This window comes from Bacillus sp. FSL M7-1020 (assembly GCF_038050415.1).
GTDB lineage: Bacteria > Bacillota > Bacilli > Bacillales > Bacillaceae_G > Bacillus_A > Bacillus_A toyonensis.
Map to the genome: position 1 here is coordinate 4,643,899 of NZ_JBBOTW010000001.1, position 25,920 is coordinate 4,669,818.

The 25,920-nt window shown below is 38.3% G+C and carries 28 protein-coding genes, 1 tRNA gene and 1 pseudogene; 10 read left to right on the forward strand and 20 right to left on the reverse strand.

All coding sequences use genetic code 11. The features are described from left to right. Window positions 1-110 precede the first annotated feature (110 nt). From rnr to MHB70_RS24040, 5 genes are all read right to left on the reverse strand, one after another. Window positions 111-2,543 carry a ribonuclease R gene (gene rnr / locus MHB70_RS24020; RefSeq protein ID WP_000391116.1) on the reverse strand — a complete coding sequence of 811 codons (2,433 nt, stop codon included), beginning with the start codon at window positions 2,541-2,543 and terminating at the stop codon, window positions 111-113. 144 nt (window positions 2,544-2,687) lie between these two features. Beyond that, on the reverse strand, window positions 2,688-3,428 hold the full coding sequence (estA, locus tag MHB70_RS24025) for a carboxylesterase (RefSeq protein ID WP_000761983.1): 741 nt from the start codon (window positions 3,426-3,428) through the stop codon (window positions 2,688-2,690). A gap of 162 nt (window positions 3,429-3,590) precedes the next feature. Then, window positions 3,591-3,824: a preprotein translocase subunit SecG gene (gene secG, locus MHB70_RS24030; RefSeq protein ID WP_000557263.1), complete on the reverse strand. Its 234-nt coding sequence runs from the start codon at window positions 3,822-3,824 to the stop codon at window positions 3,591-3,593. Between the two features lie 94 nt (window positions 3,825-3,918). Then, the gene (locus MHB70_RS24035) at window positions 3,919-4,611 is read right to left on the reverse strand and encodes an LrgB family protein (RefSeq protein WP_000078307.1); all 693 of its coding nucleotides are present in this window, start codon (window positions 4,609-4,611) and stop codon (window positions 3,919-3,921) included. Then, window positions 4,611-4,976: a CidA/LrgA family holin-like protein gene (locus MHB70_RS24040; RefSeq protein ID WP_000673219.1), complete on the reverse strand. Its 366-nt coding sequence runs from the start codon at window positions 4,974-4,976 to the stop codon at window positions 4,611-4,613. The genes MHB70_RS24035 and MHB70_RS24040 overlap by 1 nt, the downstream gene beginning before the upstream one ends. Before the next feature lie 352 nt (window positions 4,977-5,328). Between MHB70_RS24040 and MHB70_RS24045 the strand changes: the two genes are divergently transcribed. Continuing rightward, on the forward strand, window positions 5,329-6,279 hold the full coding sequence (locus MHB70_RS24045; protein ID WP_001125059.1) for a nucleoside hydrolase: 951 nt from the start codon (window positions 5,329-5,331) through the stop codon (window positions 6,277-6,279). A gap of 51 nt (window positions 6,280-6,330) precedes the next feature. Here the strand turns inward: MHB70_RS24045 and eno are convergent, their stop codons facing one another. From eno to rpoN, 8 genes are all read right to left on the reverse strand, one after another. Beyond that, window positions 6,331-7,626 carry a phosphopyruvate hydratase gene (gene eno / locus MHB70_RS24050; RefSeq protein WP_000103945.1) on the reverse strand — a complete coding sequence of 432 codons (1,296 nt, stop codon included), beginning with the start codon at window positions 7,624-7,626 and terminating at the stop codon, window positions 6,331-6,333. A 30-nt stretch (window positions 7,627-7,656) separates the two neighbouring features. Next, the gene (gpmI, locus tag MHB70_RS24055) at window positions 7,657-9,186 is read right to left on the reverse strand and encodes a 2,3-bisphosphoglycerate-independent phosphoglycerate mutase (RefSeq protein ID WP_001231145.1); all 1,530 of its coding nucleotides are present in this window, start codon (window positions 9,184-9,186) and stop codon (window positions 7,657-7,659) included. Continuing rightward, window positions 9,183-9,938 (reverse strand): triose-phosphate isomerase, encoded by a 756-nt coding sequence (gene tpiA, locus MHB70_RS24060; protein WP_001231042.1) that lies wholly within the window; start codon window positions 9,936-9,938, stop codon window positions 9,183-9,185. The genes gpmI and tpiA overlap by 4 nt, the downstream gene beginning before the upstream one ends. Before the next feature lie 32 nt (window positions 9,939-9,970). Then, window positions 9,971-11,155: a phosphoglycerate kinase gene (locus tag MHB70_RS24065; RefSeq protein WP_001036333.1), complete on the reverse strand. Its 1,185-nt coding sequence runs from the start codon at window positions 11,153-11,155 to the stop codon at window positions 9,971-9,973. A gap of 139 nt (window positions 11,156-11,294) precedes the next feature. Beyond that, a complete protein-coding gene (gene gap / locus MHB70_RS24070) occupies window positions 11,295-12,299 on the reverse strand; it encodes a type I glyceraldehyde-3-phosphate dehydrogenase (protein ID WP_000161234.1) in 1,005 nt (334 codons plus the stop codon). Between the two features lie 26 nt (window positions 12,300-12,325). After that, window positions 12,326-13,354 (reverse strand): gapA transcriptional regulator CggR, encoded by a 1,029-nt coding sequence (gene cggR, locus MHB70_RS24075; RefSeq protein ID WP_001258184.1) that lies wholly within the window; start codon window positions 13,352-13,354, stop codon window positions 12,326-12,328. Between the two features lie 136 nt (window positions 13,355-13,490). After that, window positions 13,491-13,736 (reverse strand): glutaredoxin family protein, encoded by a 246-nt coding sequence (locus MHB70_RS24080; RefSeq protein WP_000869743.1) that lies wholly within the window; start codon window positions 13,734-13,736, stop codon window positions 13,491-13,493. A gap of 9 nt (window positions 13,737-13,745) precedes the next feature. Then, window positions 13,746-15,056 (reverse strand): RNA polymerase factor sigma-54, encoded by a 1,311-nt coding sequence (gene rpoN / locus MHB70_RS24085; RefSeq protein ID WP_061530589.1) that lies wholly within the window; start codon window positions 15,054-15,056, stop codon window positions 13,746-13,748. Window positions 15,057-15,426: 370 nt separating this feature from the next. Here rpoN and MHB70_RS24090 point away from each other — a divergent pair, with 370 nt between their 5' ends. After that, on the forward strand, window positions 15,427-16,884 hold the full coding sequence (locus tag MHB70_RS24090) for a glycosyltransferase family 39 protein (protein ID WP_061530590.1): 1,458 nt from the start codon (window positions 15,427-15,429) through the stop codon (window positions 16,882-16,884). A 90-nt stretch (window positions 16,885-16,974) separates the two neighbouring features. Here the strand turns inward: MHB70_RS24090 and MHB70_RS24095 are convergent. The 3 genes and pseudogenes from MHB70_RS24095 to MHB70_RS24105 form a co-directional block, all read right to left on the reverse strand. Further along, window positions 16,975-17,050, reverse strand: a tRNA-Arg gene (locus tag MHB70_RS24095). 209 nt (window positions 17,051-17,259) lie between these two features. Then, window positions 17,260-17,352 (reverse strand): annotated as a pseudogene (locus tag MHB70_RS24100) (YxeA family protein); the annotation flags it as partial. A gap of 15 nt (window positions 17,353-17,367) precedes the next feature. Further along, the gene (locus MHB70_RS24105) at window positions 17,368-17,535 is read right to left on the reverse strand and encodes an ABC transporter ATP-binding protein (RefSeq protein ID WP_306472767.1); all 168 of its coding nucleotides are present in this window, start codon (window positions 17,533-17,535) and stop codon (window positions 17,368-17,370) included. A gap of 212 nt (window positions 17,536-17,747) precedes the next feature. Here MHB70_RS24105 and MHB70_RS24110 point away from each other — a divergent pair, with 212 nt between their 5' ends. From MHB70_RS24110 to clpP, 8 genes are all read left to right on the forward strand, one after another. Next, window positions 17,748-17,954, forward strand: a complete 207-nt coding sequence (locus tag MHB70_RS24110) for a DUF1657 domain-containing protein (RefSeq protein WP_000216160.1) — start codon at window positions 17,748-17,750, stop codon at window positions 17,952-17,954. Window positions 17,955-18,060: 106 nt separating this feature from the next. Continuing rightward, a complete protein-coding gene (locus tag MHB70_RS24115) occupies window positions 18,061-18,549 on the forward strand; it encodes a YhcN/YlaJ family sporulation lipoprotein (RefSeq protein ID WP_001228529.1) in 489 nt (162 codons plus the stop codon). A gap of 28 nt (window positions 18,550-18,577) precedes the next feature. Then, a complete protein-coding gene (gene spoVAC, locus MHB70_RS24120; protein WP_000095411.1) occupies window positions 18,578-19,054 on the forward strand; it encodes a stage V sporulation protein AC in 477 nt (158 codons plus the stop codon). Next, on the forward strand, window positions 19,055-20,071 hold the full coding sequence (gene spoVAD / locus MHB70_RS24125; protein ID WP_061530591.1) for a stage V sporulation protein AD: 1,017 nt from the start codon (window positions 19,055-19,057) through the stop codon (window positions 20,069-20,071). It begins immediately after the preceding gene. Next, window positions 20,068-20,418, forward strand: a complete 351-nt coding sequence (gene spoVAE / locus MHB70_RS24130; protein ID WP_000575919.1) for a stage V sporulation protein AE — start codon at window positions 20,068-20,070, stop codon at window positions 20,416-20,418. Before spoVAD ends, spoVAE begins: the two co-directional genes overlap by 4 nt. A gap of 11 nt (window positions 20,419-20,429) precedes the next feature. Continuing rightward, window positions 20,430-20,636 carry a DUF1657 domain-containing protein gene (locus MHB70_RS24135; protein ID WP_000215895.1) on the forward strand — a complete coding sequence of 69 codons (207 nt, stop codon included), beginning with the start codon at window positions 20,430-20,432 and terminating at the stop codon, window positions 20,634-20,636. 20 nt (window positions 20,637-20,656) lie between these two features. Beyond that, window positions 20,657-21,526, forward strand: a complete 870-nt coding sequence (locus MHB70_RS24140; RefSeq protein WP_000018941.1) for a DUF421 domain-containing protein — start codon at window positions 20,657-20,659, stop codon at window positions 21,524-21,526. A gap of 241 nt (window positions 21,527-21,767) precedes the next feature. After that, the gene (gene clpP, locus MHB70_RS24145; protein ID WP_001049156.1) at window positions 21,768-22,349 is read left to right on the forward strand and encodes an ATP-dependent Clp endopeptidase proteolytic subunit ClpP; all 582 of its coding nucleotides are present in this window, start codon (window positions 21,768-21,770) and stop codon (window positions 22,347-22,349) included. Between the two features lie 413 nt (window positions 22,350-22,762). Here the strand turns inward: clpP and MHB70_RS24150 are convergent, their stop codons facing one another. The 4 genes from MHB70_RS24150 to rapZ form a co-directional block, all read right to left on the reverse strand. Continuing rightward, a complete protein-coding gene (locus MHB70_RS24150; protein WP_000250298.1) occupies window positions 22,763-23,011 on the reverse strand; it encodes an HPr family phosphocarrier protein in 249 nt (82 codons plus the stop codon). A gap of 23 nt (window positions 23,012-23,034) precedes the next feature. Then, window positions 23,035-23,985: a DNA-binding protein WhiA gene (gene whiA / locus MHB70_RS24155; RefSeq protein WP_000006570.1), complete on the reverse strand. Its 951-nt coding sequence runs from the start codon at window positions 23,983-23,985 to the stop codon at window positions 23,035-23,037. 89 nt (window positions 23,986-24,074) lie between these two features. Beyond that, window positions 24,075-25,028 carry a gluconeogenesis factor YvcK family protein gene (locus MHB70_RS24160; RefSeq protein ID WP_000712174.1) on the reverse strand — a complete coding sequence of 318 codons (954 nt, stop codon included), beginning with the start codon at window positions 25,026-25,028 and terminating at the stop codon, window positions 24,075-24,077. 3 nt (window positions 25,029-25,031) lie between these two features. Then, a complete protein-coding gene (gene rapZ / locus MHB70_RS24165; protein ID WP_000138467.1) occupies window positions 25,032-25,913 on the reverse strand; it encodes an RNase adapter RapZ in 882 nt (293 codons plus the stop codon). Between the last annotated feature and the right edge of the window lie 7 nt (window positions 25,914-25,920).

Here is a 25,920-nt window from a genome sequence, read left to right on the forward strand (position 1 = left end):
GACATTGGAACTCCCGACAGAGAAGCGCTTTTTGCTTCGTTCGAGGGAGTGAAATGACCAATAAAAAGAAAAACGGCCCCGCTTTTCATCAAAGCGAAGCCACTCTTTTCTTACTTACGCTTTTTCTTTTTCTTCTTGAATCCTGGTACGTTTTCAAAAAATCCTTTTTTCTTCTTGCCATTACCATCTTTTTTCCCTGGCTGACTAGCGGACGTGGATGCTGATGCGGATCCTCTTCCTGTGCTGTTACCTTTGCCACCACGGTCAAATTTTCTACCTGTACCGCGTTCGCCGCCGCGCTCATTACTGCGCTCGCTACGTCCACCCCGTTTCTTTCTGCCTGTTCTTGGCTGTTCGATAACGACTGGACGATCTTTGAACTTACGGCGAGGTGTACCTTTCATGCCAACGATTTCAAAGTCAATTGCGCGCTCGTCTTTGTTTACGTTAATAACACGAATTGTAATTTCGTCACCGATGCGGAATACGTTACCTGTACGTTCTCCGATCATTGCGAAATGCTTCTCGTCGTAACGGTAGTAATCATCCGTTAAGTAACTAACATGTACAAGACCTTCAATTGTATTTGGAAGCTCTACGAATAAACCGAAGTTTGTTACAGAGCTAATCATACCGTCATACTCTTCACCGATCTTATCGACCATATACTCTGCTTTTTTCATTTCGTCTGTTTCACGCTCTGCTTCAACAGCACGACGTTCCATATTAGAAGAGTGCTCTGCAATCTCTGGTAAGTTTTCACGCCATTTCGCTTGTGTTTCACTGTCGACTTTACCGTTAATGACGTATTCACGAATCAATCTATGAACGATCGTATCTGGATAACGACGAATCGGCGATGTGAAATGCGTGTAGAACTCAGTTGATAAGCCGAAATGTCCTAAGCTTTCCGAATCGTAACGTGCTTGCTTCATAGAACGAAGCATAACCGTTGAAATTACTACTTCTTCAGGCTGTCCTTGAACCATTTCAAGAATTTGTTGCAATGCACGAGGATGTACTTCATTCGCACGTCCTTTTACCGCATATCCGAAGTTCGTTACAAACTCGAAGAATCGCTCTAACTTATCTTCTTTCGGATCTTCATGGACACGGTACATGAATGGTACGTTCATCCAGTGGAAGTGTTCTGCTACGGTTTCGTTCGCAACAAGCATAAATTCTTCAATTAACTTTTCTGATACAGAACGATCACGCATTACAACATCAGTCGGTTTTCCTTCTTCATCTACTAATACTTTTGCTTCTTTAAAGTCAAAGTCGATTGCACCACGGCGCATACGCTTTTCACGTAAAATTTGTGCCAATTGGCCCATCTCTTTAAACATTGGTACTAACGGTTCATAGCGCTTGATTAACTCTTCGTCCTCATCTTCTAAAATGCTTCTTACGTCAGCATATGTCATACGCTCTGTCGTTTTAATCACACTTTGGAAAATCTCGTGTTTGACAACATCACCTAAGTTGTTGATTTCCATTTCACAAGACAGTGTCAGACGGTCTACTTTCGGATTTAATGAACAAATACCGTTAGATAGACGATGTGGAATCATTGGAATTACACGATCAACAAGATATACACTCGTCGCTCTTTCCGCTGCTTCAACATCAATTGGAGAACCTTCTTCAACGTAATGACTTACATCCGCAATATGAACACCAAGCTTGTAATTACCGTTCTCAAGCTTCGTTACTGTAACAGCATCATCTAAGTCCTTCGCGTCTGCACCATCAATCGTTACAATCATTTGGTCACGTAAATCACGGCGATCTTTCAAGTCTTCTTCTGAAATCGTTTCTGGTACACTGTTTGCATGCTCCATCACTTCCTCAGGAAATGCTAAAGGTAAATGATGTTTATGGATGACCGATAAAATATCTACTCCTGGATCATTTTTATGACCTAAAATTTGAATAACTTCACCTTCCGCACTTAAACGATTCTCTGGATAGCTCGTAATTTTAACAACTACTTTATGGCCTTCTACAGCACCCATGGATGCGCTTTTCAAGATGAAAATATCACTTGTCCAACGCTTATTGTCAGGTATAACAAACCCAAAGTTTTTCGATTCTGTATATGTACCAACTAGTTCTTTCGTTCCACGTTCTAAAATGCGTACAATTGAACCTTCTTGACGTGAACCACTTGATTGTGAACTTAGGCGTGCTAATACTGTATCACCGTGAAGTGCACCGTTTAATTCTGTAGGAGGAATGAAAAGATCATCATCTCCCGTTTTCTTCTCTTCTGGCACAACGAAAGCAAAGCCACGCGCATGTCCAATTAACTTACCACGCACTAAATTCATCTTTTCAGGAAGACCATAACGATTGCTACGTGTACGAATAACAAGTCCCTTCTCTTCCATCATTACAAGTGCCTTTACAAAATCTTTAAAGCCCTCAGAACCTTCAATTCCAAATGCCTCTTCTAACTCTTGTATCGTTAACGGTTTATACGCTTCTTCTCTCATAAATAATAACAACTTATCAATATTTTCTTGTATGATTTCTTCCAAGCAAAAATACCTCCTTTAAACCCTTATATTATTTAGTGTATCCGAAAGATGGGGGATGTATAAAGCGAAAATTCAATACTCCCCTAATGATTTTTTTACAGTTTCCATAAAAATTTCCTTATGAAAAAAAGAGGCAACTAGATCTTACCAATCTAGTTGCTCCAAGAAGTTATATACATCCTCATGTAGCTCGTCACGTTGCTTATCAAGTGTAATGACATGCGTAGAGTCTTCATACCATTTAATGTCCTTTAACGTTGATTCTACACCGTTATAAATAATGTTAGCACTATCCGTATTAATCATTTCATCATGACGCGCTTGTACAACAAACGTCGGTGCATAAATCATATCAACATTATTACGTACATCAGCAATTAGCTCTTGTAATGCTTTTAATGTATTCATCGGTGTCTGTTGGAATTCCAACATTTCTTGTTCAATTTGCTCTGGTGATTTTTGCTCACGCTTTTTATATTCGCGAGCATATGCCAATATACCTTGGTACATTGTTTCTTCACTCTTAATATACATCGGTGCACACATTGGTACCACACCTAAAACAGGGATTGTATATGCTAATTTCAGAGAAAATACTCCGCCTAGTGACAAACCAACGACAGCAATTTTCTCAAAGCCTTTATCTTTTAAAAGCTGATATGCCTCCGTTACATCTTGCCACCAATCTGTAGGACCTGTATGAACAAGTTCTTCTGGTGGTACGCCGTGTCCTTTATAAATTGGCGCATGACAAGTATAGCCTTTCTTTTCTAAGAAACGCCCTAACATACGTACATCAGCTGAGTTTCCTGTGAATCCATGTAGTAATAAAACAGCGCGGTCTCCACCCTCAAATGTAAATGGTTTCGGAGATGCTAATTTCATCATGTACTTCTCCTCTTTCTCTTCTGTAATCTAGTCGTATTCTTTCTATATCTTAGTGTACCATATTTATATTTCTATAATCTAATTAGAAACTTTTTTCAAATAACAAAATAAAAAAAGAAGAACCATTAGTACAAACTACTAACGCTTCTTCTTTCAATTCTATAAGTTTAAGTACGTAACAGCAATTGTTAATACAAAGAACAATACAGCTAAAACAATTGTAATACGGTTTAATACCGCTTCAATTCCACGTGCTTTTTGCTTACCAAATAATTGCTCTGCACCGCCGGAAATTGCACCTGAAAGGCCTGAGCTATTACTAGACTGCATAAGTACCATAACAATCATTAAAATCGATACAATAATAAGTAAAACGGATAATAACGTATGCACTTGGCGTACCTCCTACAAAGATTCAGTTATTTTAACTGTAGCATAAATCCTATAGAAAAGCGAGAGCTATAGAGTCGCTCTCGCTTTTCTTCTATTACATAAACATCATTGCAAATAACGGTCCGAGCAAACATGTCAAAATTGCTGTTAATGTCATTGTTACCGATCCAATAACACCTTCATGTTCGTTATTTTTCATTGCTCTCATAACACCCATAATATGAGAAGCACATCCAAATCCGATACCTTTACCAACCGAGTTTGTAACGCGGCTCCATTTTAATAAAATTGGACCTGTAATCGTTCCAGTAATACCTGCGATAACTACGAATGCCGCTGTTAAGGATGGAACACCACCAACTTGTTCAGAAACGCTCATCGCAACCGGCATTGTCACTGATTTTGGTAATGAAGATAAAATTAAACTTTTATCTGTTCCCATAAGTGAGGCAATAGCAAAATCACTCGCAATCGCAACTGTTGTACCTACTAATACTCCGCCCGCAATCGGTACAACATATTTTTGCAGCACATGACGTTGTTTGTAAAGCGGGATTGCAAATGCTACAACACCTGGTCCAAGTAACTTCGCAATCCAGCCACCACCACTTTCCATATAATGTTGATATGGTATATCAAGCACAATAAATAAGAAAGCCATTAATCCTGTCGCTACAAGCATTGGAATAGTAAATGGTGTTGGAAATAATTGATAGATTTTTTTAGATAATTGATATAATAGCACCGTAAAAAGAACCCAACCGATTCCGATTAATATTTGACTCATCACGACTCCCTTTCCTTTCTATTCGCAAGATATTGCCCTGTATGTCCTGCGACAATGATAATTAAAAACGTACTCGCTACAACTGTAATGAAAAGAGAAATTCCTTTACTCATAAAAAAAGCACCGTAATTCATTAAGCCAAGCGTTGGCGGAATTAATAAAAACGGCATAATAGCGACGAGTGTTTCCGCTCCTAAATCAAACCATTTCACTGGAAGTACTTTTAGGCTAAGTAAAAAAAGTAAAAGAAACATCCCAATCAAGCTTCCTGGAATTGGAATATTCAACATTTCTTGCACCCAAGTTCCAACCATATAAAACACATAAAGAGCAGCAATTTGGACAAGGATCTTTGTAAATTTCATGTTCATCATCCCTCATGTTTATACGATCTTCTGTTAATATCTTTATCATAGTATAAATTGTAAAAAGCTGCAATTTATCAACTTGACAGCAAAAACAGCCTATGTTATACGCTTACAACCTTGATATGACTGCATTTCCAAACAAAAATTACGTCAAAAACATTGACCTAATATAAAAAGTTTTTATTTTCTGAATTTACGATACTATTATTTCAATAAAATAATCTTTTTATCCTTAAACTTACATATATATAAAGTGAAACTTTAATCAATGAGGGTGTCCTCATCCCTATTGATTATTAGCCCTCACCAAGCAAGTTTGTACGGGATAAACAAGATAGGTGGTGAACATATGCCCAAAAAAGTTCTCATTTTTTGTGATCCTGGGATTGATGATACGATGGCTCTCCTCTTAGCATTCTTTATCGATGAAATAGAAATAGTCGGTATCGTTGCTGATTACGGCAATGTTCCAAAAAAAATGGCCGTAGAAAATGCTCATTTTCTTACAAACGAAGTAGAGGGTAGAAATATCAAAATCTTTGGTGGATCAGAACGGCCAATTACTGGTGCCCCTCCTGCTTTTTTTACAGATGTACACGGGAAACAGGGACTCGGCCCAATTATTCCAAAGGAGAATGTGACTAACGAAGAAATGGAGAATTTTTTTGAAGTTATTCCTCTTATTGAACAGTATAAAGATGAATTAATCATCGTAAGTTTAGGAAGGCTTACCTCCCTAGCAATTTTATTTATCGTATGTAAACAATTAATGGAGCAAATTAAATCTTTCTACGTAATGGGCGGTGCTTTTCTCCATCCTGGTAATGTTACCCCTATTTCCGAAGCAAACTTTTATGGCGATCCTACTGCCGCTAATATAGTCCTTCAATCCGCAGCTAACATGTACATATACCCATTAAACGTCACCCAATACTCCATCATTACACCAGAAATGGCCGAATACATCGAGGCAAAAGGAAAAGCTCCACTTGTCAAACCGTTATTCGATCACTATTACTACGGATATTATAAAGACGCCCTACCACATTTAAAGGGCAGCCCCTTCCATGACACAATACCAATACTCGCTTTACTTGATAACGCTATGTTTACATATCACAAATCACCTATCGTTGTCATGACAGAATCTTATGCACAGGGGGCAAGTATTGGAGAATTTCGCTCTTTAGGAGAATCTAAACCATTTATTGATTGGCCGAGTCATCAAATAGCAATTGATTTTGATTATAATCGCTTCTTCAAACATTTCATGTCACTTATGACGGGCGAACAATTTTAGCATAAAAAAACAGACCGTGATTTCTCACGGTCTGTCGTTTATTTTCTACAATTATCGTTTGATGTTATAGAAAGATTTGATGCCATCGTAAACAGCGATTTCGCCTAATTCGTCTTCGATGCGTAATAATTGGTTGTACTTAGCAATACGGTCAGTACGGCTCATAGAACCAGTTTTGATTTGGCCAGCGTTAGTTGCAACTGCGATGTCAGCGATTGTAGCATCTTCAGTTTCACCAGAACGGTGAGATACAACTGCTGTGTAACCAGCACGTTTAGCCATTTCGATAGCTTCGAAAGTCTCAGTTAAAGTACCGATTTGGTTAACTTTAATTAAGATTGAGTTAGAGATACCTTTTTCGATACCTTCAGCAAGTTTTTGAGTGTTAGTTACGAATAAATCGTCACCAACTAATTGTACTTTATCACCGATACGCTCAGTTAATAATTTGTGACCATCCCAGTCGTTTTCGTCTAAACCATCTTCGATAGAGATGATTGGGAAGTCTTTGCAAAGCTCTTCGTAGAAATCAACCATTTCTGCAGAAGTTAAGCCAGTACGGCCTTCGCCTGCAAGGTCATATTTACCAGTTTCTTTGTTGTAGAACTCAGAAGAAGCAACGTCCATTCCTAAGAATACGTTCTCGCCAGCTTTGTAACCAGCTTTTTCGATAGCTTCGATGATTACTTCTAGAGCTTCACGGTTAGAACCAAGGTTTGGAGCGAATCCACCTTCGTCACCTACTGCAGTATTAAGACCTTTGTCATGTAATACAGCTTTAAGTGCATGGAATACTTCAGCACCCATACGGATTGATTCTTTGAATGTTGGAGCACCAACTGGTAAGATCATGAACTCTTGGAAGTCTACGTTGTTATCAGCGTGAGAACCACCGTTGATGATGTTCATCATTGGAGTTGGTAATTGTTTTGCATTGAATCCACCAAGGTAACGGTATAATGGAAGACCTACGAAGTCAGCTGCTGCATGAGCTACTGCCATAGATACACCAAGGATAGCGTTAGCGCCTAGTTTACCTTTGTTTGGAGTGCCATCTAATTCGATCATAGCACGGTCGATACCAGCTTGGTCAGTTACATCGAAACCAGCGATTTCTGGAGCGATAATTTCGTTAACGTTGTTTACTGCGTTAATAACACCTTTACCAAGGTAACGAGATTTGTCACCGTCACGTAATTCTACTGCTTCGTGCTCACCAGTAGATGCACCACTTGGTACGATAGCGCGTCCGAAAGCGCCGCTTTCTGTGTAAACTTCTACTTCTACAGTTGGGTTACCACGAGAGTCAAGGACTTCGCGAGCATAAACATCAATAATTGTTGACATAATAAATTCTCTCCTTTTTATATAAGCAAATTATTTAATAATTGTTTTACCTGTCATTTCTTTCGGTTGTTCCACATTTAAAAGTGTAAGCATTGTTGGGGCGATATCTCCTAAAATACCACCTTCACGAAGCTCTACATCATTTTTTGTAACGATGAAAGGAACCGGGTTAGTTGTATGAGCTGTCATAGGCCCGCCATCAGCAGTTAACTCCTGATCAGCATTACCATGGTCAGCAGTAATAAGTGCTACACCATCTTTTGCAAGAATCGCTTCTACAACTTTTCCTAAACATTCGTCAGTTGCTTCTACTGCTTTAATTGTTGGTTCCATCATCCCAGAATGGCCAACCATATCACAGTTCGCAAAGTTAAGAATGATAACATCATGTTTATCATTTTCGATTTCATTTACTAAAGCGTCCGTTACTTCGTAAATGCTCATTTCAGGTTTCAAATCATACGTTGCAACCTTTGGTGAGTTAATTAAGATACGCTCTTCTCCTGGGAATTCAGCCTCACGACCACCGCTAAAGAAGAATGTAACGTGCGGATACTTTTCAGTTTCCGCGATGCGAAGTTGCTTTAATCCCGCTTGCGCAACAACTTCACCTAAAGTGTTATCAAGGTTCATTGGCTTAAATGCCACGTAACCATCTACAGTTTCACTGAAGTGTGTCATACAAACGAATTCAGGAATGTGAGGTACTTTTTCACCACGATCGAACTCACGGAAGTCTTCGTTTGTAAATACACGAGCAATTTGAATTGCACGGTCTGGACGGAAGTTATAGAAAATAACTGCATCATCATCATTGATTGTTGCAACTGGCGTGTTATCTTCGTTAACAATTACAGACGGCAATACGAATTCATCATAGATACCGTTCGCATAAGAGTCTTCTACACACTCTTCTGCTGATTTATAAGTAGGGCCTTCACCATTCACCATAGCACTGTAACATTTTTCTACGCGATCCCAACGCTTGTCACGGTCCATGGAGTAATAACGACCAGAGATAGTCGCGAATTGTCCTACACCTGTTTCTTTAATTACTTCATTTGTTGCATCGATATAACCTTTTGCTGTTTGTGGTCCAACATCGCGGCCATCTAAGAACGCATGGATATAAACTTTCTCCACGCCTTCTTTTGCTGCTAAGCGAAGAAGAGCAAACATATGGTTCATGTGACTGTGCACACCACCGTCAGAAAGTAAACCGAATAAATGAAGAGCAGTACCTTTTTCTTTCACGCTTTTAATTGCATTTTGGAATGTTTCGTTCTGATCGAACTCACCTTCACGAATTGCAACGTTTACGCGTGTTAAGCTTTGGTATACGATGCGGCCAGCACCGATATTTAAGTGACCAACCTCAGAGTTACCCATTTGACCTTCTGGAAGACCTACTTCCTCACCACAAGCTGTAAGCGTTGTATGAGGGAATTTGTTCCAGTAACCATCAAAATTAGGTTTCTTAGCTTGTGCTACAGCATTCCCATGAGTTTCTTCACGAAGTCCGAAACCGTCAAGAATGATTAAAGCTGTTGGCTTTCTCATTTTACCGCCCCCAGAAGACCTAAGAACGAAGCAGGCTCTAAGCTAGCACCGCCAACTAAAGCGCCGTCGATGTCAGATTGTGCCATATACTCTTTAATGTTTTCTGGTTTTACGCTACCGCCGTATTGAATACGAACAGCTTCTGCAGCTTCTGGAGAAACAGCTTCTGCAACAACTTTACGGATGTGCGCACATACTTCGTTTGCATCTGCAGAAGAAGATGATTTACCTGTACCGATAGCCCATATTGGCTCATAAGCGATAACAGTTGCTTTAACTTGCTCTTCTGTTAAACCTGCAAGTGCTTTTGTCACTTGACCTGCTACTAGATCAAATGTTTTTCCGCTTTCGCGCTCTTCTAAAGTCTCACCACAACATACGATTGGTGTTAAACCATGTTCAAATGCTGCAAGAGTCTTTTTGTTTACTGATTCGTCTGTTTCAGCAAACATTTCACGACGCTCAGAGTGGCCAAGTACTACGTAGCCTACTTTTAAGTCGCTAAGTGCTACTGGGCTAATTTCGCCAGTGAATGCACCATTTTTTTCGAAGTGCATGTTTTGTGCACCTACTTGTAAGTCAGTTCCTTCAGTTGCTGCTACTAAGCGCTCTAAGAATAGAGCTGGAGAGCAAACTACTGCATCAACAGCTGAAGCTGCTGGGATTTGACCTTTAACTTCCTCTACGAAGCTAACTGCTTCAGATAGAGTTTTATTCATTTTCCAGTTACCTGCGATAATTGGTTTACGCATGCTTTGCACCGTCCTTTTTCTTTGGCTGCTACTTATTTGTCGTTAAGACAAACTACACCTGGAAGCTCTTTACCTTCCATGAATTCTAATGACGCACCGCCGCCAGTAGAAATGTGGCTCATTTTATCAGCCATACCGAATTTTTCAACAGCTGCTGCAGAGTCACCACCGCCGATAACAGAGTATGTATCTTCTGCATCTGCTAATGCTTGTCCTACTGCTTTTGTACCTTCTGCGAATGGAGTCATTTCGAATACACCCATTGGTCCATTCCATACAACAAGCTTAGAGTTTTTAATTACATCTGCATAAATTTCACGTGTTTTAGGACCGATGTCCACACCTTCCCATGTAGAAGGAATAGAGTCGATACCAACGATTTGAGTTGTTGCAGTTTCAGAGAATTCCTCTGTGATTACAACATCAACTGGCATGTAGAAGTTTACGCCTTTTTCTTTTGCAAGTTGCATAAATTCTTTAGCTAGTTCAATCTTGTCGTCTTCACATAGAGATAGACCAATTTCATGACCTAAAGCTTTAACGAATGTGTAAGCAAGTCCGCCACCGATGATTAAGTTATCTACTTTGTCTAATAGATGACGAATTACACCGATTTTATCTTTTACTTTCGCACCACCAATGATAGCTGTGAATGGACGTTCTGGGTTAGAAAGTGCTTTACCAAGTACATCTAACTCTTTTTCCATTAATAAACCAGATACTGCTGGTAGGTAGTCTGCGATTCCTGCTGTAGAAGCGTGAGCACGGTGAGCTGCACCGAATGCATCGTTTACGAAGATGTCAGCAAGAGCTGCAAATTCTTTCGCAAGTTCTGCATCGTTCTTTTCTTCGCCCGCATAGAAACGTACGTTTTCAAGAACTAATACGTCGCCTTCGTTCATTGCTGCAACCATTTCTTGTGCAACTGGTCCGAATGCTTCGTCTGCTTTTTTAACATCTTTACCAAGAAGCTCGCCTAAACGTGCTGCTACTGGAGTAAGACGTAATTCTTCTACTGCTTGACCTTTTGGACGGCCTAAGTGGCTTGCTAAAATAACTTTCGCACCTTGCTCTACTAAATATTGAATTGTAGGAAGAGCTGCACGGATACGAGTTTCATCTGTAATTTTACCTTCTTTCATAGGTACGTTGAAATCAACGCGGCAAAATACACGCTTACCTTTTAAATCTACGTCACGAATTGATTTTTTGTTCATTGGATTTCCCTCCGACTACTAGTTAGGATTGACAAAACCCATTCAAAAGCTTAACACATTTGCTTCTAAAACGAAAGAAGAGAGAGAGGGAACAAACCCTCTCCCTCGTTTTGTCATTGATTGCTTATATACTTAAGAATTAAAGACCTTTAGAAGTCATGTATGCAGCTAGGTCTACTACGCGGTTAGAGTAACCAGTTTCGTTATCGTACCAAGAAAGTACTTTAACCATGTTACCTTCCATTACCATTGTAGATAATGCATCGATTGTAGAAGAAGCTGTACATCCGTTATAGTCGATAGATACTAATGGCTCTTCGCTGTATCCAAGGATACCTTTTAATTCGCCTTCAGCTGCTGCTTTGAATGCTGCGTTTACATCTTCAACTGTTACTTCTTTGTCAAGTTCAACAACTAAGTCAACAAGAGAAACGTTAGCAGTTGGAACACGTACAGCGCCACCGTTTAATTTACCTTTAAGTTCTGGTAATACTAATGCTACAGCTTTAGCAGCACCAGTAGATGTTGGGATCATGTTTTCAGCTGCTGCACGAGCACGACGTAAATCTTTGTGTGGTAAGTCTAAGATTTGTTGGTCGTTAGTGTAAGAGTGAATTGTTGTCATCATTCCGCGTTTTACGCCGAATTTTTCGTTTAATACTTTAGCGAATGGAGCTAGACAGTTTGTAGTACAAGAAGCGTTAGATACTACATTGTGGTTAGCTGCATCGTATTGTTCGTGGTTAACACCCATAACTACAGTGATATCTTCGTCAGAAGCTGGAGCTGAGATGATAACTTTCTTAACTGATCCACCTAAGTGTTTCTCAGCGTCTGATTTTTTAGTGAAACGGCCAGTAGATTCTACTACTACTTCTACTCCGTAGTCGCTCCATGGTAATTGAGCTGGGTCACGCTCAGCGATAACTTTAATTTCTTTACCGTTAACAACGATGCTGTTTTCGTTAGCAGATACTTCTGCATTTAAAGTTCCGTGAACTGTGTCATATTTTAAAAGGTGAGCTAATGTTTTAGCATCTGTTAAGTCGTTGATTGCTACTACTTCTACCTCAGAGTTGTTAAGAGCTGCGCGGAATACGTTACGTCCGATACGTCCAAATCCATTAATACCAATTTTAGTCATTTGAATTTCCTCCTTGGGGGATTATATTAAAGGGTAATACCCTTTGTTAATTGTTTTGCTGCACCTTCATCTGTAATTAGAATTGAAGTGTGCCCTTGCTTTATTACAGCTTGTATTGCCTTTGCCTTTGAAGAACCTCCAGCGACTGCAACAACGTGAGATACATTTTGTAAATCTTCAAGTTGCATACCAACTGTTCTTACTTTATGAACAACATTTCCTTGTTCATTAAAGTAGTAACCGAAAGCTTCGCCAACTGCTTCGTTTGCTTGAATCTTTAACCAATCTGCTTCCGAAGTACTTCTGCGACGTGCCATTGTTAACGCATCACCGATTCCATGAATGACGATATTGGAAGATCGAATCAACTCAAGAACTTCTTTCACGGAGGGCTCTGTCACAATAGACGCATATGCTTCGCTACTAACATGGTCTGGAACATACAATAAGCGATAATTACTCATCGTATTTTGCGCCATCTTGGCACAAATGGTATTGGCTTCTAATTCAACACCTTCTCCAATTCCACCACGTGCTGGGACAAATAGCATATGTAAATCTTTGCAATCAAGTTGCATCATGTCCGCAGCAGCAGCTAGCGTAGTTCCTCCAGCCACAGCAACGATATTATTCGCTGTCAGACGGTCTTTTATACAAGTCACACAAGCACGGCCCATCTCCAGTTTGACCCACGGCGATTCATCACTATCACCAGGAACAACGAAAACTTCATCCAAGTCTAATGTTTCCTTAAGTTGCTTTTCTAAAACCTTTAACCCGGAAATTTCTTTCATAAAGTCTTCCAAAGCAAGAACTAAAGCTGTTCCTTCTTCTGTCAAAGTCATTCCAGAAGAAGCGACGTGAACTAAGTTTTGTTCTTTCAAAACTTGAACTTCACTTCGCAATACTCGTTCTGTCATACCGAGACTTGCTGATAAGTTTCTTCTTCCAATCGGCTGCATGAGCCTAATGTATTGAAGAATTTGCATTCTCGTTTGCATAACAGGTAGCAGATCAGGTAATAATTTTTTTGTGTTCTGAATCCATGAGCGCATATCTTTTCTCCTCACTACATTGGTTCATTTTTCCTTTGTGGTCACTTTACGTCCCGTAGTGACATTTTGTGTCCCACATAGGTTAAAAAAATAATCCCTGCTACGTGTATTATTGTAACAGGAGATAGAAACTTATTCAACTCTTAACTGCATTCTTTATATAGTTTATTATGACACCTTTGTGAATGTTACCATATTCTACTTGTTTTCCGCCTATTTCTACAACCGGAATCATTAAATGATATTTTTCTAAAAAGTCATTATCTTCATATATATCTATTTCCTCGATTTGAAAAGAATATTCACATTGTACTTCTTGTAAAACTTGTTTCGCCTGCACGCAAAGACCACAATCTACTTTTGTATATAATACAACTTTCATCTTCTTCACCTATCCGATCGTTTTTCGTAATGATGAAGCTGGGATATGCATTTGTTCTCTATACTTCGCCACTGTTCTTCGAGAAATAACAATTTCATGCTCTTCTTCTAATAATTTTGAAATCTTTTGATCTGAGAGTGGCTTTTTCTTGTTCTCTGCTTCCACAAGCGTTTGAATAAACTGTTTCACTCGCTTCGTTGAAACTGCCTCATCCTCTGTCGTCGAAACTGCATTACTAAAGAACGATTTCATCTCAAATAAACCGTGTGGTGTTTGCACATACTTATTTCTTGTTGCACGACTAATCGTAGACTCATGCACACTTAGCTCTTCCGCCACCTCTTTTAAAGCGAGTGGCTTCAAATACGCTGGACCTTCCCAAAAGAAATCACGTTGTTTTTCCATAATAATCGTCATCACTTGCAGAAGTGTTTGTTTTCTCTGTTTCAAACTGCGCATAATCCATTGCACATGCTGATACTTTTCTGAAACGTAAGATGCTACTTCACTTTCACTATTATTAAGAAGTGCACTGTACTCAGAGTGAATTTCAATTCTCGGCATATTTCTCTCATTCATCTGTAAAACGAGGCGATCGCCTTCTTTTTTCACTGCCATGTCAGGCACAATATACAGTGGTTTATCCGAAGAATACGCAAGGCCTGGTTTCGGCTGCAATGATGTAATACAGTTCACCGCCGATTGTAATTCTTCATTACTACACTTCAGCACATGAACGAGCTTTCGCCAATCCTTCTTCACGAAATAAGCAAAGTGCTCCTCTACAATATCTTCCGCTAATCCATCCCTTCTTTGTAAGCGCTTCAATTGTAAAATTAGACATTCCTGAATATTACGTGCTCCTACCCCTGCCGGCTCAAGTGATTGGACAATCTCTACAGAGCGATCGACTACATGAAGCGGTGCAGAAAGGAGATCTGCTAACTCTTCATTCGTTTCTTGTAAATACCCATTTCCATCCATGTTCATAATAATGAAAGAAGCTACTTTTCGCTCTTCTTCTTCTATTTTATAATACTGTATTTGATTTAATAAATGTTGCTGAATCGTCATGGAATCCACACTGTAGATTTCCATCTGATTATCGACTTGTTTGCTGGTACTTTTACTTTTGTTAGAGCTCTTCTTCTTCTTCTCCCTCTCAAAACCACCTAACTCAATAAGGGGATTCTCTAACGATTGCTCATACAAAAACTCCGATAATTCTTGTACATTATACTGAAGCATTGTAATCGCTTGCCTTAACTCTTGTGTCATTGCCAAACGTAAGCTTTGTTCTTGTAAAAGACTTGCCTTCAAACTAATCTCCCCCTTGTTTCTATTGTACAATAAGTTTGGTAAAAGGAGAATCCTATCGCAGACACCCGTTCCAAAATATTATTAATTTATATGTATTAATGAGATTTACAACTTACAACCGAAATTTGAATAATATTGAAAGAAAATAATAGTGCACAAAAATTAGAACCACATACTAATAGTAAATCTTATCACTAGATATAACAATAGGGAAATAAAAAAAGAAGATAGAATACAACTCTATCTTCTCGTGTATAAAACAATAAAATTTCATAGAAAACAACAAATCTTTAACTATAAATATTGAAAGAACTAAATTTATAACGTAAAATTTTCCATTATATACAACAATTAGAACGGGAGATGAATCATGCAAAAAATACTTCGAAGTATACCTTCATTAGGAGTTAACCTGGCATCATGTATCATTCTGCTAATCATGTGTTGGAGTATCTTTCAACAACAAGATTTGGCATTTAGTCCTTTTATCATCTTTGGGATATGTGCTTTCATCATTTTCATATATGCCCTCGTTTTCTTAACAAGAAATATAAGCACAAAAAAATACGTCTATACGATAAGCATCGTTTATCTACTGATATCTATCATAATTATTAAATTAGTCCCTTCGTCTCCAATTTCTGATTTTCAGTACATGTTGGATGGAGCTAAAGAATTAGCCGCTGGCAACATGAAAGCCATTAAGGATAATCAGTACTTCTTTTGGAATACTACTCAGTTGGGCTTTACAATTTACGAGGCACTTGTTCTTACATTAACCTCACATAGTTACTTTGCCTTACAGTTCTTAAATATTGTGTATACATTGCTAACAGGTTTAGCTATTTTTCACATAGCTAAACACCGATTAAACAATGAAACCTTCGGGCGATTTGGTTTCATTTTATACGTAACATCTATTAACTTATTTTTACTAGTCCCTGTGCTCACAAATCAGCATCTTTCTATGATGTTGTTTTCTTGGGGAACGTATCACCTATTAGCACGCGATGAAAATAAAAATTACATAAATATGGTTTTTGGTGGTCTGCTATTCGCTTTAGGAAATATTATTTATCCTATTGGGATCCTATTTTTAATAGCTGCCGGGCTTTTCCTTTTATTCTTTCACAGCAATATTTTAAAAAGGAATTTTATTTCTTCTATAACATTTATTTCTACATACTTAGTTATCTTATATACTTTAGCCTATATTCCTGTAATGCTTAATATTTCACATAACCCAATAACCAATGCGGATTCTGGCTGGAAATTTGTTATAGGCTTGAATAAAGAATCTAACGGCCAATATTCCTTAGAGGACTTCGCTAAATTAAGACAAAGTATTGTCGATTTTGATATAGAGGAACATAATCGAATTCAAAAACAATTAATTAAAGAAAGAACCGAAAATTTAACCGACCTTATCCCTCTTATGAACAAAAAAAATATTATTATGTGGGGTAGTCCAACAGATTCTTATGCATATATCCCTATAAATGATATCGCCAGAAATACTATCAACGATGTTTCATTTATAAAACTAGACTTTATACACTATGTATCGATTATGTTGCTGAGCATGGGTTCTGTCTTTATTTTTCTTTTCAGTTCTCCATTTAAAAATTTAAACATGAAGTATTTTCAAATTCTGATTATCGGTGCTTTTCTCATTTACTTAGTGACTGAAGTTCAAATTCGTTATCGCTATTTCTTCTTCCCGATCTTCATTATACTTGCAGCCTTTACTTTGCAATATATAATGAATTTATCATTATTTAAAATGAATAAAGCGCAATCTGGTTCAACGGCATCCACTGATTCATAACCCTTACCAATCTGGTATTTACGGGACAAACAATACAATTATGAATAAAAAAACCCCTAACTTACAACGATGTAAGTTAGGGATTTTTAACGCGCCCAGAGGGATTCGAACCCCCGGCAGACGTGGTACCGGAAACCACCGCTCTATCCGACTGAGCTATGGGCGCATGATTATAAAATATACTTCATTTTCTCTTCATAATAATAGCAATAAAAACCATTTAAATCAATAAAAACTCTTTGATAACACATTGTACATACGCTTTTTCCTGCATAAAAACGCCCCCTAATTTCTACATTTAGGAGGCAATTCTTAACCATCTTATTTATCTAGTTTCTTTTTAATCCCTTTTGGAATTTCATTTGGCTGTACTTCTTAGTATGTTTCAATATATTCACCTTTTGTTTTAACCTTTACATATGCCCCTTCTCTAAGTCCACGCGGCGCATAAAACTTAACATCTCTTTCTTCACCCGAAGCGGATTAACCAGTAAATTTATAGTCTCCAGCTACCTCTCCAACTGTGGATAATCGGCCGGATTCTTTCGCTTTTACATATACAAAGTCTTCTTTCACAAGCGGATTATATCTATCAATCACCTCATTATGAGAAAAGCTTGCCACACCAATAACTAATATAAAAATTCCAATTAAACCCGTTTTCCTCTCCTTAACATATCCTTTTAACTTGCTTTACATTCTTTATTCTATGAGAAAAAGTTTTTCCACTATCGCTTACCCTTACGTATTCATTACAAAATTGTAATCTACACGTGTAATACACCTAAATTTTCCAATCATAAATTCACCTCAACTCACAAATTATAAACTTTGAATTGATATTCCAAAGGGGGCTTCATTCAATGACTGTAATTACAAAACTAAAGCAAACTGTTTCTGGATTAAAAAGTGCACAAGCTAGCTTAGAGGGATTCGCTCTTGATACGGATAACCAACAAGCAAAGCAACTTTTCCAAACAGCTGCAGAGCAAACGCAAACTATTATTGATTCTTTAAACCCACGCGTTGAAGAAGTCCAACAAGAAGAACCACAATATTCACAGCAATAACCGAAAGTACCATTTCATCTAATGGTACACAATTTGAGAAAAAGGGTGATATGCAATCATCCTTTTTCTCACATTACATAATGCAGATAGAAATGGAATGATTATAATGCGAAAACTCGGAATCATAACCGCGTTATTTATGCTGCTATTCGGTTCACTTACCGGATGTGATAATAGCCCGTTAGATAAAAAGGTAAAGAAAGAAGAAGCGAAGCGAACAGATGAGAAAAAAGGTCCTAAATTAACAAAAATGAGTACAGAATCCTTTAATCAATCTATATCGCAAGACGCTAAGAAAAGAGCTCTTGCTATGGAGGGAATTATAGAAGCTACCGCAGTTAATACAAATTTAGATCTTTACATAGCCATCAAACCTGAACATCACGAAAGATTTGGTTTAAAACCTTTACGAAGTAAATTAAAAAAGAAACTAAGTGATGAAAATCCTACTTTTGATATTCATGTAAGTACAGACAAAAAGATCTTTATGCTCATAGAAGAACTTGAAAACAAAATTAAGAAAAAGAAAGTAAGTAACGACGGCATCAAAAAACAATTGAAGCTCATTCAATCAGAAATGGGATCTAATATTTAAGCTTTCTAATAGAGAAGGAAGGATTCAAATGTCTAGTAAAGATAAAAACTTAACACCTGTACAACAAGAATATAAAAAATTCGAACAACAGCGCGAACCGAAGCGCCCCGTTTTAAAAAATTGTATAAAAGCTTTTTTCGTCGGCGGATTCATTTGTCTAATAGGCCAACTGATTTCTACCTTTTATATTACGTATTTTGATTTCACTGAGCGCTCTGCCGGGAACCCTACCGTTGCAACTCTTATTTTTATCTCCATGCTACTTACGGGATTTGGCGTCTACGATCGCCTTGGACAATTTGCTGGTGCTGGTACCGCAGTTCCCGTCACTGGATTTGGTAATTCTGTTATTGCCGCATGTATTGAACACCGTACAGAAGGATTCGTTCTCGGCGTTGGTGGTAACATGTTTAAACTAGCAGGATCAGTCATCTTATTTGGCGTATTTTCCGCTTTCGTCATCGCACTTATTAAAACGATTCTCGTTCAATGGGGAGGGTTATAAATGTTACAAGGACACCGAACATGGGTATTCGAAAACAAGCCAGTTATTATTTCAACAGGTGTAATCGGTGGCCCCTTTGAGGCAAAGGGAAAAATCCCTGAAGACTTCGATACCCTTCATGAAGATTTATGGCTCGGACAAGATTCCTACGAAAAAGCACATAAAATTTTGTTTGAAGAAGCTTGTAGCCGTGCTACAGAAAAAGCGAGACTTAGGAAAGATGATATTCAATTCGTTCTCGCTGGAGATTTAATTAACCAAATTACGCCTACTAGCTTTGCATGCCGCACACTTGGCACACCTTATCTCGGATTATTTGGCGCTTGCTCTACTTCTATGGAAGGTTTAGCGCTCGGTGCAAGTATCGTAAATGCAAAAGGCGCAAAATATTTATTAACTGGAGCTTCAAGCCATAACGCTGCCGTGGAAAAACAATTTCGTTATCCAACTGAATATGGTGGTCAAAAACCTCCTACGGCCCAGTGGACAGTAACTGGTGCGGGCGCAGCTATTTTAAGCGATACAGGACATGGCCCAAGAGTAACTTCCGCCACAATTGGGCGCATTGTTGATATGGGATTAACTGATCCATTTAATATGGGAGGTGCAATGGCCCCTGCTGCTGTCGATACAATTGAAGCTCATTTAAGAGAAAGAAATCTTGATGCATCTCACTATGATTTAATCGTAACAGGCGACCTCGGACATGTTGGACGCGAAATTGCTTATGACTTACTACATAAACATGGAACAGAAGTAACGAGTGAACAATTTCAAGACTGCGGACTACTCATTTATAGAGAAGGTGAACCTGTAATAGCCGGCGGAAGTGGTCCAGGCTGTTCAGCGACAGTCGTATACGGTCACTTATTAAACCGAATGAAAAGAGGAGAATTCAAAAAAATACTTGTCGTTGCGACAGGCGCTTTACTATCTCCACTTACATTCCAACAAGAAGAAACGATTCCGTGTATCGCCCACGCCGTTTCGATTGAATTTGGAGGTGCAACGCAATGATTTTCTTCTGGGCTTTTGTAATCGGTGGACTTATATGTGTAATTGGACAACTTATGTTTGATGTCGGCAAACTAACACCAGCTCATACAATGGCAACACTCGTTGTTGCTGGAGCTATATTAGACGGATTCAATTTGTATGAACCACTAATTGATTTCGCCGGAGCTGGGGCAACTGTACCTATTACAAGTTTTGGAAATGCCCTCGTTCACGGCGCGATGGAAGAAGCTGCAAAACATGGAATCGTCGGCGTAATTACTGGTATGTTTAAAGTAACGAGCGCAGGTGTATCCGCAGCGATTATTTTCGGCTTCATTGGAGCATTACTATTTAAACCGAAAGGATAAGAGGTGTTTGCATGACTGTTATCGCTAGCGTAAAAACTTGTCTTGCTAGTTTAAGGGGTGCTCAAGCAAGTTTAAGTTCCCTTTCATTAAATTCACAGGATGAAGAATCAAAACGCGTATTTCATGAATGTATGTTAGAAATGGACAGCGTCATCGCTGATGTTAAGGATAGAGTTTCAGTATTAGAACGTGAAGAACCTCAATATAAAGGGTTTTAAGCAGACTGGAGGAAATCGCTATGTCTCACCTACCTGAATGGACACTTGTCATTCTCCGTTCTGTTTTTATATTAATCATGTTATTCGCTATTACAAAATGGTTAGGGAAAAGACAAATCTCCCAACTTTCCTTTTTTGAATACATAGCTGGAATGACGATTGGTGACATCGCTGCCCAAGTATCTACAGGGCTCGATCAAAAATTTTTCCATGGCGTCTTTGCGATACTCATTTTTGCTGCGGTACCCTTTTTCACAGGAATCCTCTCTTTAAAGAACAAAACAGCTCGAGATTTTTTTGAAGGGAAGTCTACCGTATTAATAAAAGATGGAAAAATACTTGAAGATAACTTAAAGAAAGAAAAATATACAAGTGACGAATTACTTGAACTACTCCGAGGAAAAAATGCATTCAGCGTAGCGGATGTTGAATTTGCTGTACTAGAACCGAGCGGTGAATTAAATGTATTATTAAAGAAAGATCGCCAACCACTTACAGCAAAAGACGTAGGTTTAAAAGTACCAAACGAGAAGGAACCACAAACTGTTATTATGGATGGAAATGTACTAGATGAACCTCTGTCATCAAGCGGGCATAACCGCGCTTGGCTACATTCAGAATTAGAAAAGCTCGGCGTTGTCATTGAAAATGTTTTTCTCGGTCAAGTTGACTCGTACGGGCAACTTACTATCGACATTTATAATGACAAACTCCAAATGCCTTCTCCTCAAAACAAACCTTTATTATTGGCATCTTTAAAAAAATGTCATGCTGATCTTGAGCTATTTTCTTTAGAAACAAAATCGAAATCAGCAAGCGAAATGTATAGTAAAAACGCGAAACAAATCGAAAAGATTTTAAATAGAGTAACCTATCTTTTAAAAGAATAAATATCGAAAGAACGCTTCAATCAAAAGGCGTTCTTTTCTTTTTTTCTACAGTTTTCATGACGTTTAAATTTATGTAATTCGGTTATGATGTTGAAGATACATAAGCAGGGAATTTCAAAAACATAGCGAATATTTCATGGTACAACTACATATTTTTTTGATTTAAAGTGGTTTCGTTTGACCTTTATTGACCATAATTGTATTATAAGACTAAGAAAGCTTTAGAAGGAGGAAATAACAGATGAATTTAATTCCTACAGTAATTGAACAAACAAATCGTGGAGAACGCGCTTACGATATTTACTCTCGACTATTAAAAGACCGCATCATTATGCTTGGTAGTGCAATTGATGACAACGTAGCTAACTCAATTGTTTCCCAGCTTTTATTCTTGGAATCTCAAGATCCAGAAAAAGATATTCACATCTACATCAATAGCCCTGGTGGTTCTATCACAGCAGGTATGGCAATTTACGATACAATGCAGTTTATTAAACCACAAGTATCAACAATCTGTATCGGTATGGCTGCATCTATGGGTGCATTCTTACTTGCAGCAGGTGAAAAAGGAAAACGTTTCGCTCTTCCTAACAGTGAAGTAATGATTCACCAACCACTTGGCGGAGCACAAGGTCAAGCGACTGAAATCGAAATCGCTGCAAAACGTATCCTATTCTTACGTGAAAAATTAAACCAAATTCTTGCTGACCGCACAGGTCAACCACTTGAAGTACTACAACGCGACACAGACCGCGACAACTTCATGACAGCAGAAAGAGCTTTAGAATACGGCTTAATTGATAAGATCTTTACAAATCGTTAATAGATTTAAAGCGGAAGCGGCTCGTTTAGCTCTGACTGGCTAAGGTTCTTTCGCGTAAAAGGCGCTTTTTGCCTTCTTATGCGGAAGGTTCTTAGACACGAAGAGCTAGCCGCCGGAGCTGGATACACTTAAAAGCAGAAGCGCCCTATTACAGGGCGCTTTTTTATTATCATGCCCTCCGTCTGTATACCCATCCTGGTATCCCCCTAAATATATCAACGATTTTTCAATTATATCGAACAAAACTCAAATTATATCAACGATTTTTTTAATATATCAACGGTTCGACACAACATATCGATTTACCGACAATCTACGACAAGGACAAACCAGCTACATACCCCCTATCCCGCAAACTCCCCTTAAGTAAACAGCAAAAACAAAAAAGCTATCGCACATGCGCGATAGCCATTTTATTGTACATATGCAGCTAATGCTTCTAAAGCCTCTTCTGCATCTGAACCTTCTGTTGTAATTGTTATCATGCTACCAGTTCCGATTGCTAAGCTCATAATCCCCATTATGCTCTTTGCATTTACTGTCTTTCCATCTTTCTCGATAAAGATATCTGCATGAAAGCGATTTGCCTCTTGTACAAACAACGCAGCCGGACGTGCTTGCAAGCCGTTTTTTAATGAAACTTTAACCTGTTTTTGAACCACAGCTCCATTTCCCCTTTAACCTCTTATTTTTTTGCTATCGTTTCCCCCGCGCGTAATTTCTCTGCAATATCATCGATTTTACGCAAACGATGATTAATACCCGATTTACTAATTTTCCCCCCGGATACCATCTCACCTAACTCTTTCAATGTTACATCTTGATAATCTCTTCGTAGTTGCGCAATTTCTCTTAGTTTATCTGGCAAAATATCTAGACCAACTGACTCATCAATATAGCGGATATTTTCAATCTGCCTTAGCGCTGCACCAATTGTTTTATTTAAATTAGCTGTTTCGCAGTTCACTAGTCGATTCACTGAATTACGCATATCACGAACAATTCGAATATCTTCAAATCTTAAAAGTGCGTTATGAGCACCTATAATATTTAAAAATTCCGTAATTTTTTCTGCTTCTTTCAAATACGTAATGTACCCTTTTCTTCTTTCCAACGTCTTACTATTTAAATCAAATCCGTTCATCAGTTCACATATAGCATCATTATGTTCCTTATATAACGAAAAGATTTCTAAATGATAAGATGATGTTTCTGGGTTATTTACTGAACCACCTGCTAAAAATGCACCTCGTAAATACGATCGTTTACAACATTTCTTCTCAATTAATTCTTGTGATATATTTCGAATAAATGAAAAGTCGTCCCGGACAATATGGAGATCTGCTAATATTTCACGAGACTTCTCAACAAGCCGCACAATATATACATTATTTTTCTTCAATCGCATTTTTTTACGAACAAGTAATTCTACCGTTACGTCATATCCTTTTTTCAAAAGCGTATAAATCCTTCTTGCAATTGCCGCATTTTCCGTTTGAATATCGATAGATAGACGACGATTTGAAAAAGAAAGCGACCCGTTCATTCGAAGTAATGCTGATAATTCTACTTTCTCACAGCATTCCTTCACCTCAAGATTCGTCAACTCTTTCTTTGTTTCCGATGCAAATGACACAGTCAACACCTCCTTATACGATTATTATGGAACAAAAATCTTGTCCTATATGAATGAGGAGCGTTACCTCAAAACGAGGTAACGCACATTTATAACAGTGAATATAAAATAGAAGCTAACTTTAACGTATCATGCCTTACAACACGCTCATCATACTTCGCTAATCTATCTTGAATGACATCAATATTATTTTCAGTAAAACGCTCTTCATCCACTACAACTGGTGTCGACATTTCTTCCTCATATAACTTGCGTAATTCACAAGGAATATCACGATTATTTACAATTGCAGTATCGATAAATGGTTGCCCTAAATGATCATGTAACGCCTGCACATGATCAAACGCAGTATACCCCATCGTTTCACCCGCTTGTGTCATAACATTACATACATATACCTTCTTTGCTTTTGCAGCAAGAACAGCGTCCCCAATTTTATTAACAACTAAATTCGGCAATATACTCGTATACAAACTTCCTGGACCGAAAACAAGTAAATCAGCTCGTTTAATCTCAGCTAACGTTTCATGTAACGGCTCTACATCTTCTGGAGTTAAAAAGACACGGTTAATCTTCTTTCCGAAATACGGAATCTTTGATTCACCTGTTACAATTTCTCCATCCTCTAGTTCCGCATGCAGTACTGCACTTTGATTCGCTGCTGGTAATACACGTCCTCTGACATTTAATACTTTACTCGTTTCTGTAATTGCATGGAAAAAGTCTCCTGTAATCGAGGTCATACCTGCCAATAACAGATTTCCTAACGCATGACCTTTCAGTCCGTCTCCCGTTGTGAAACGATGCTGAAATAAAGCTTCCACCAGGGGCTCTACATCCGACAGTGCAACAAGTACGTTACGAATGTCACCTGGGGGTGGAATTTCTAGCTCATCACGTAATCTACCTGAACTGCCACCATCATCAGCGATTGTAACAACTGCTGTAATATCAACAGGATATTGCTTTAATCCTCTTAATAAAACAGAGAGTCCAGTTCCTCCTCCCATGATGACAATTTTAGGTTTTCTCTCTTTTTTCATCCCCTAATGGCCCTTTCTCTTCTCCACATCACGATGAGATACATGAACGCTATACTCTGGTTTCAAATGTTTCCCAAGGTACTCTGTAAGCGTAACAGAACGATGCTGTCCACCTGTACATCCAATTGCAATTACAAGTTGACTTTTGCCTTCTCTTTTATAATGAGGCAGCATGAAAGTAATGAGATCTATCAGTTTCTCTAAAAACTTATGTGTCTCATTAAATTTCAGTACATACGACGAAACTTCTTCATCTAGTCCTGTTAATGGCTTCATATGTGGAATGTAATATGGATTTGGTAAAAAACGAACATCAAATACTAAATCTGCATCAATTGGAATACCGTACTTAAATCCAAAGGACATAACATTTACACGAAATGCTTGCTCAGTTTCAGTAGAAAACAAATGAACAATTTTTTCACGTAATTCTTTCGGTTTTAAATCCGATGTATCAAGCACAATATTCGCTCGTGCCTTCATATCTGTTAATAAACTACGCTCCGCTTCGATTCCCTTTAACGGCAAACCAGTCGGCGCAAGCGGATGCGAACGTCTCGTTTCTTTATAACGAGTTACAAGCGTACTATCTTTCGCATCTAAAAATAAAATATGAGGAATAATCCATGTACGTTCTGATAAATCATCAAGCGCTCCCCATAAATGTTCGAAAAACTCTCGGCCACGTAAATCAACGCCAAGCGCTACTTTATTCATTTTCCCTTTTGAATCCGACATAAGCTCAATAAACTTCGGCAATAACATCGGCGGTAAATTATCTACACAAAAATATCCTAAATCTTCAAAACTTTGTAAAGCTACTGTTTTTCCGGCTCCAGACATTCCTGTAATAATCACCATTTTTATATCATTATTCTCTGTCATCGTATCC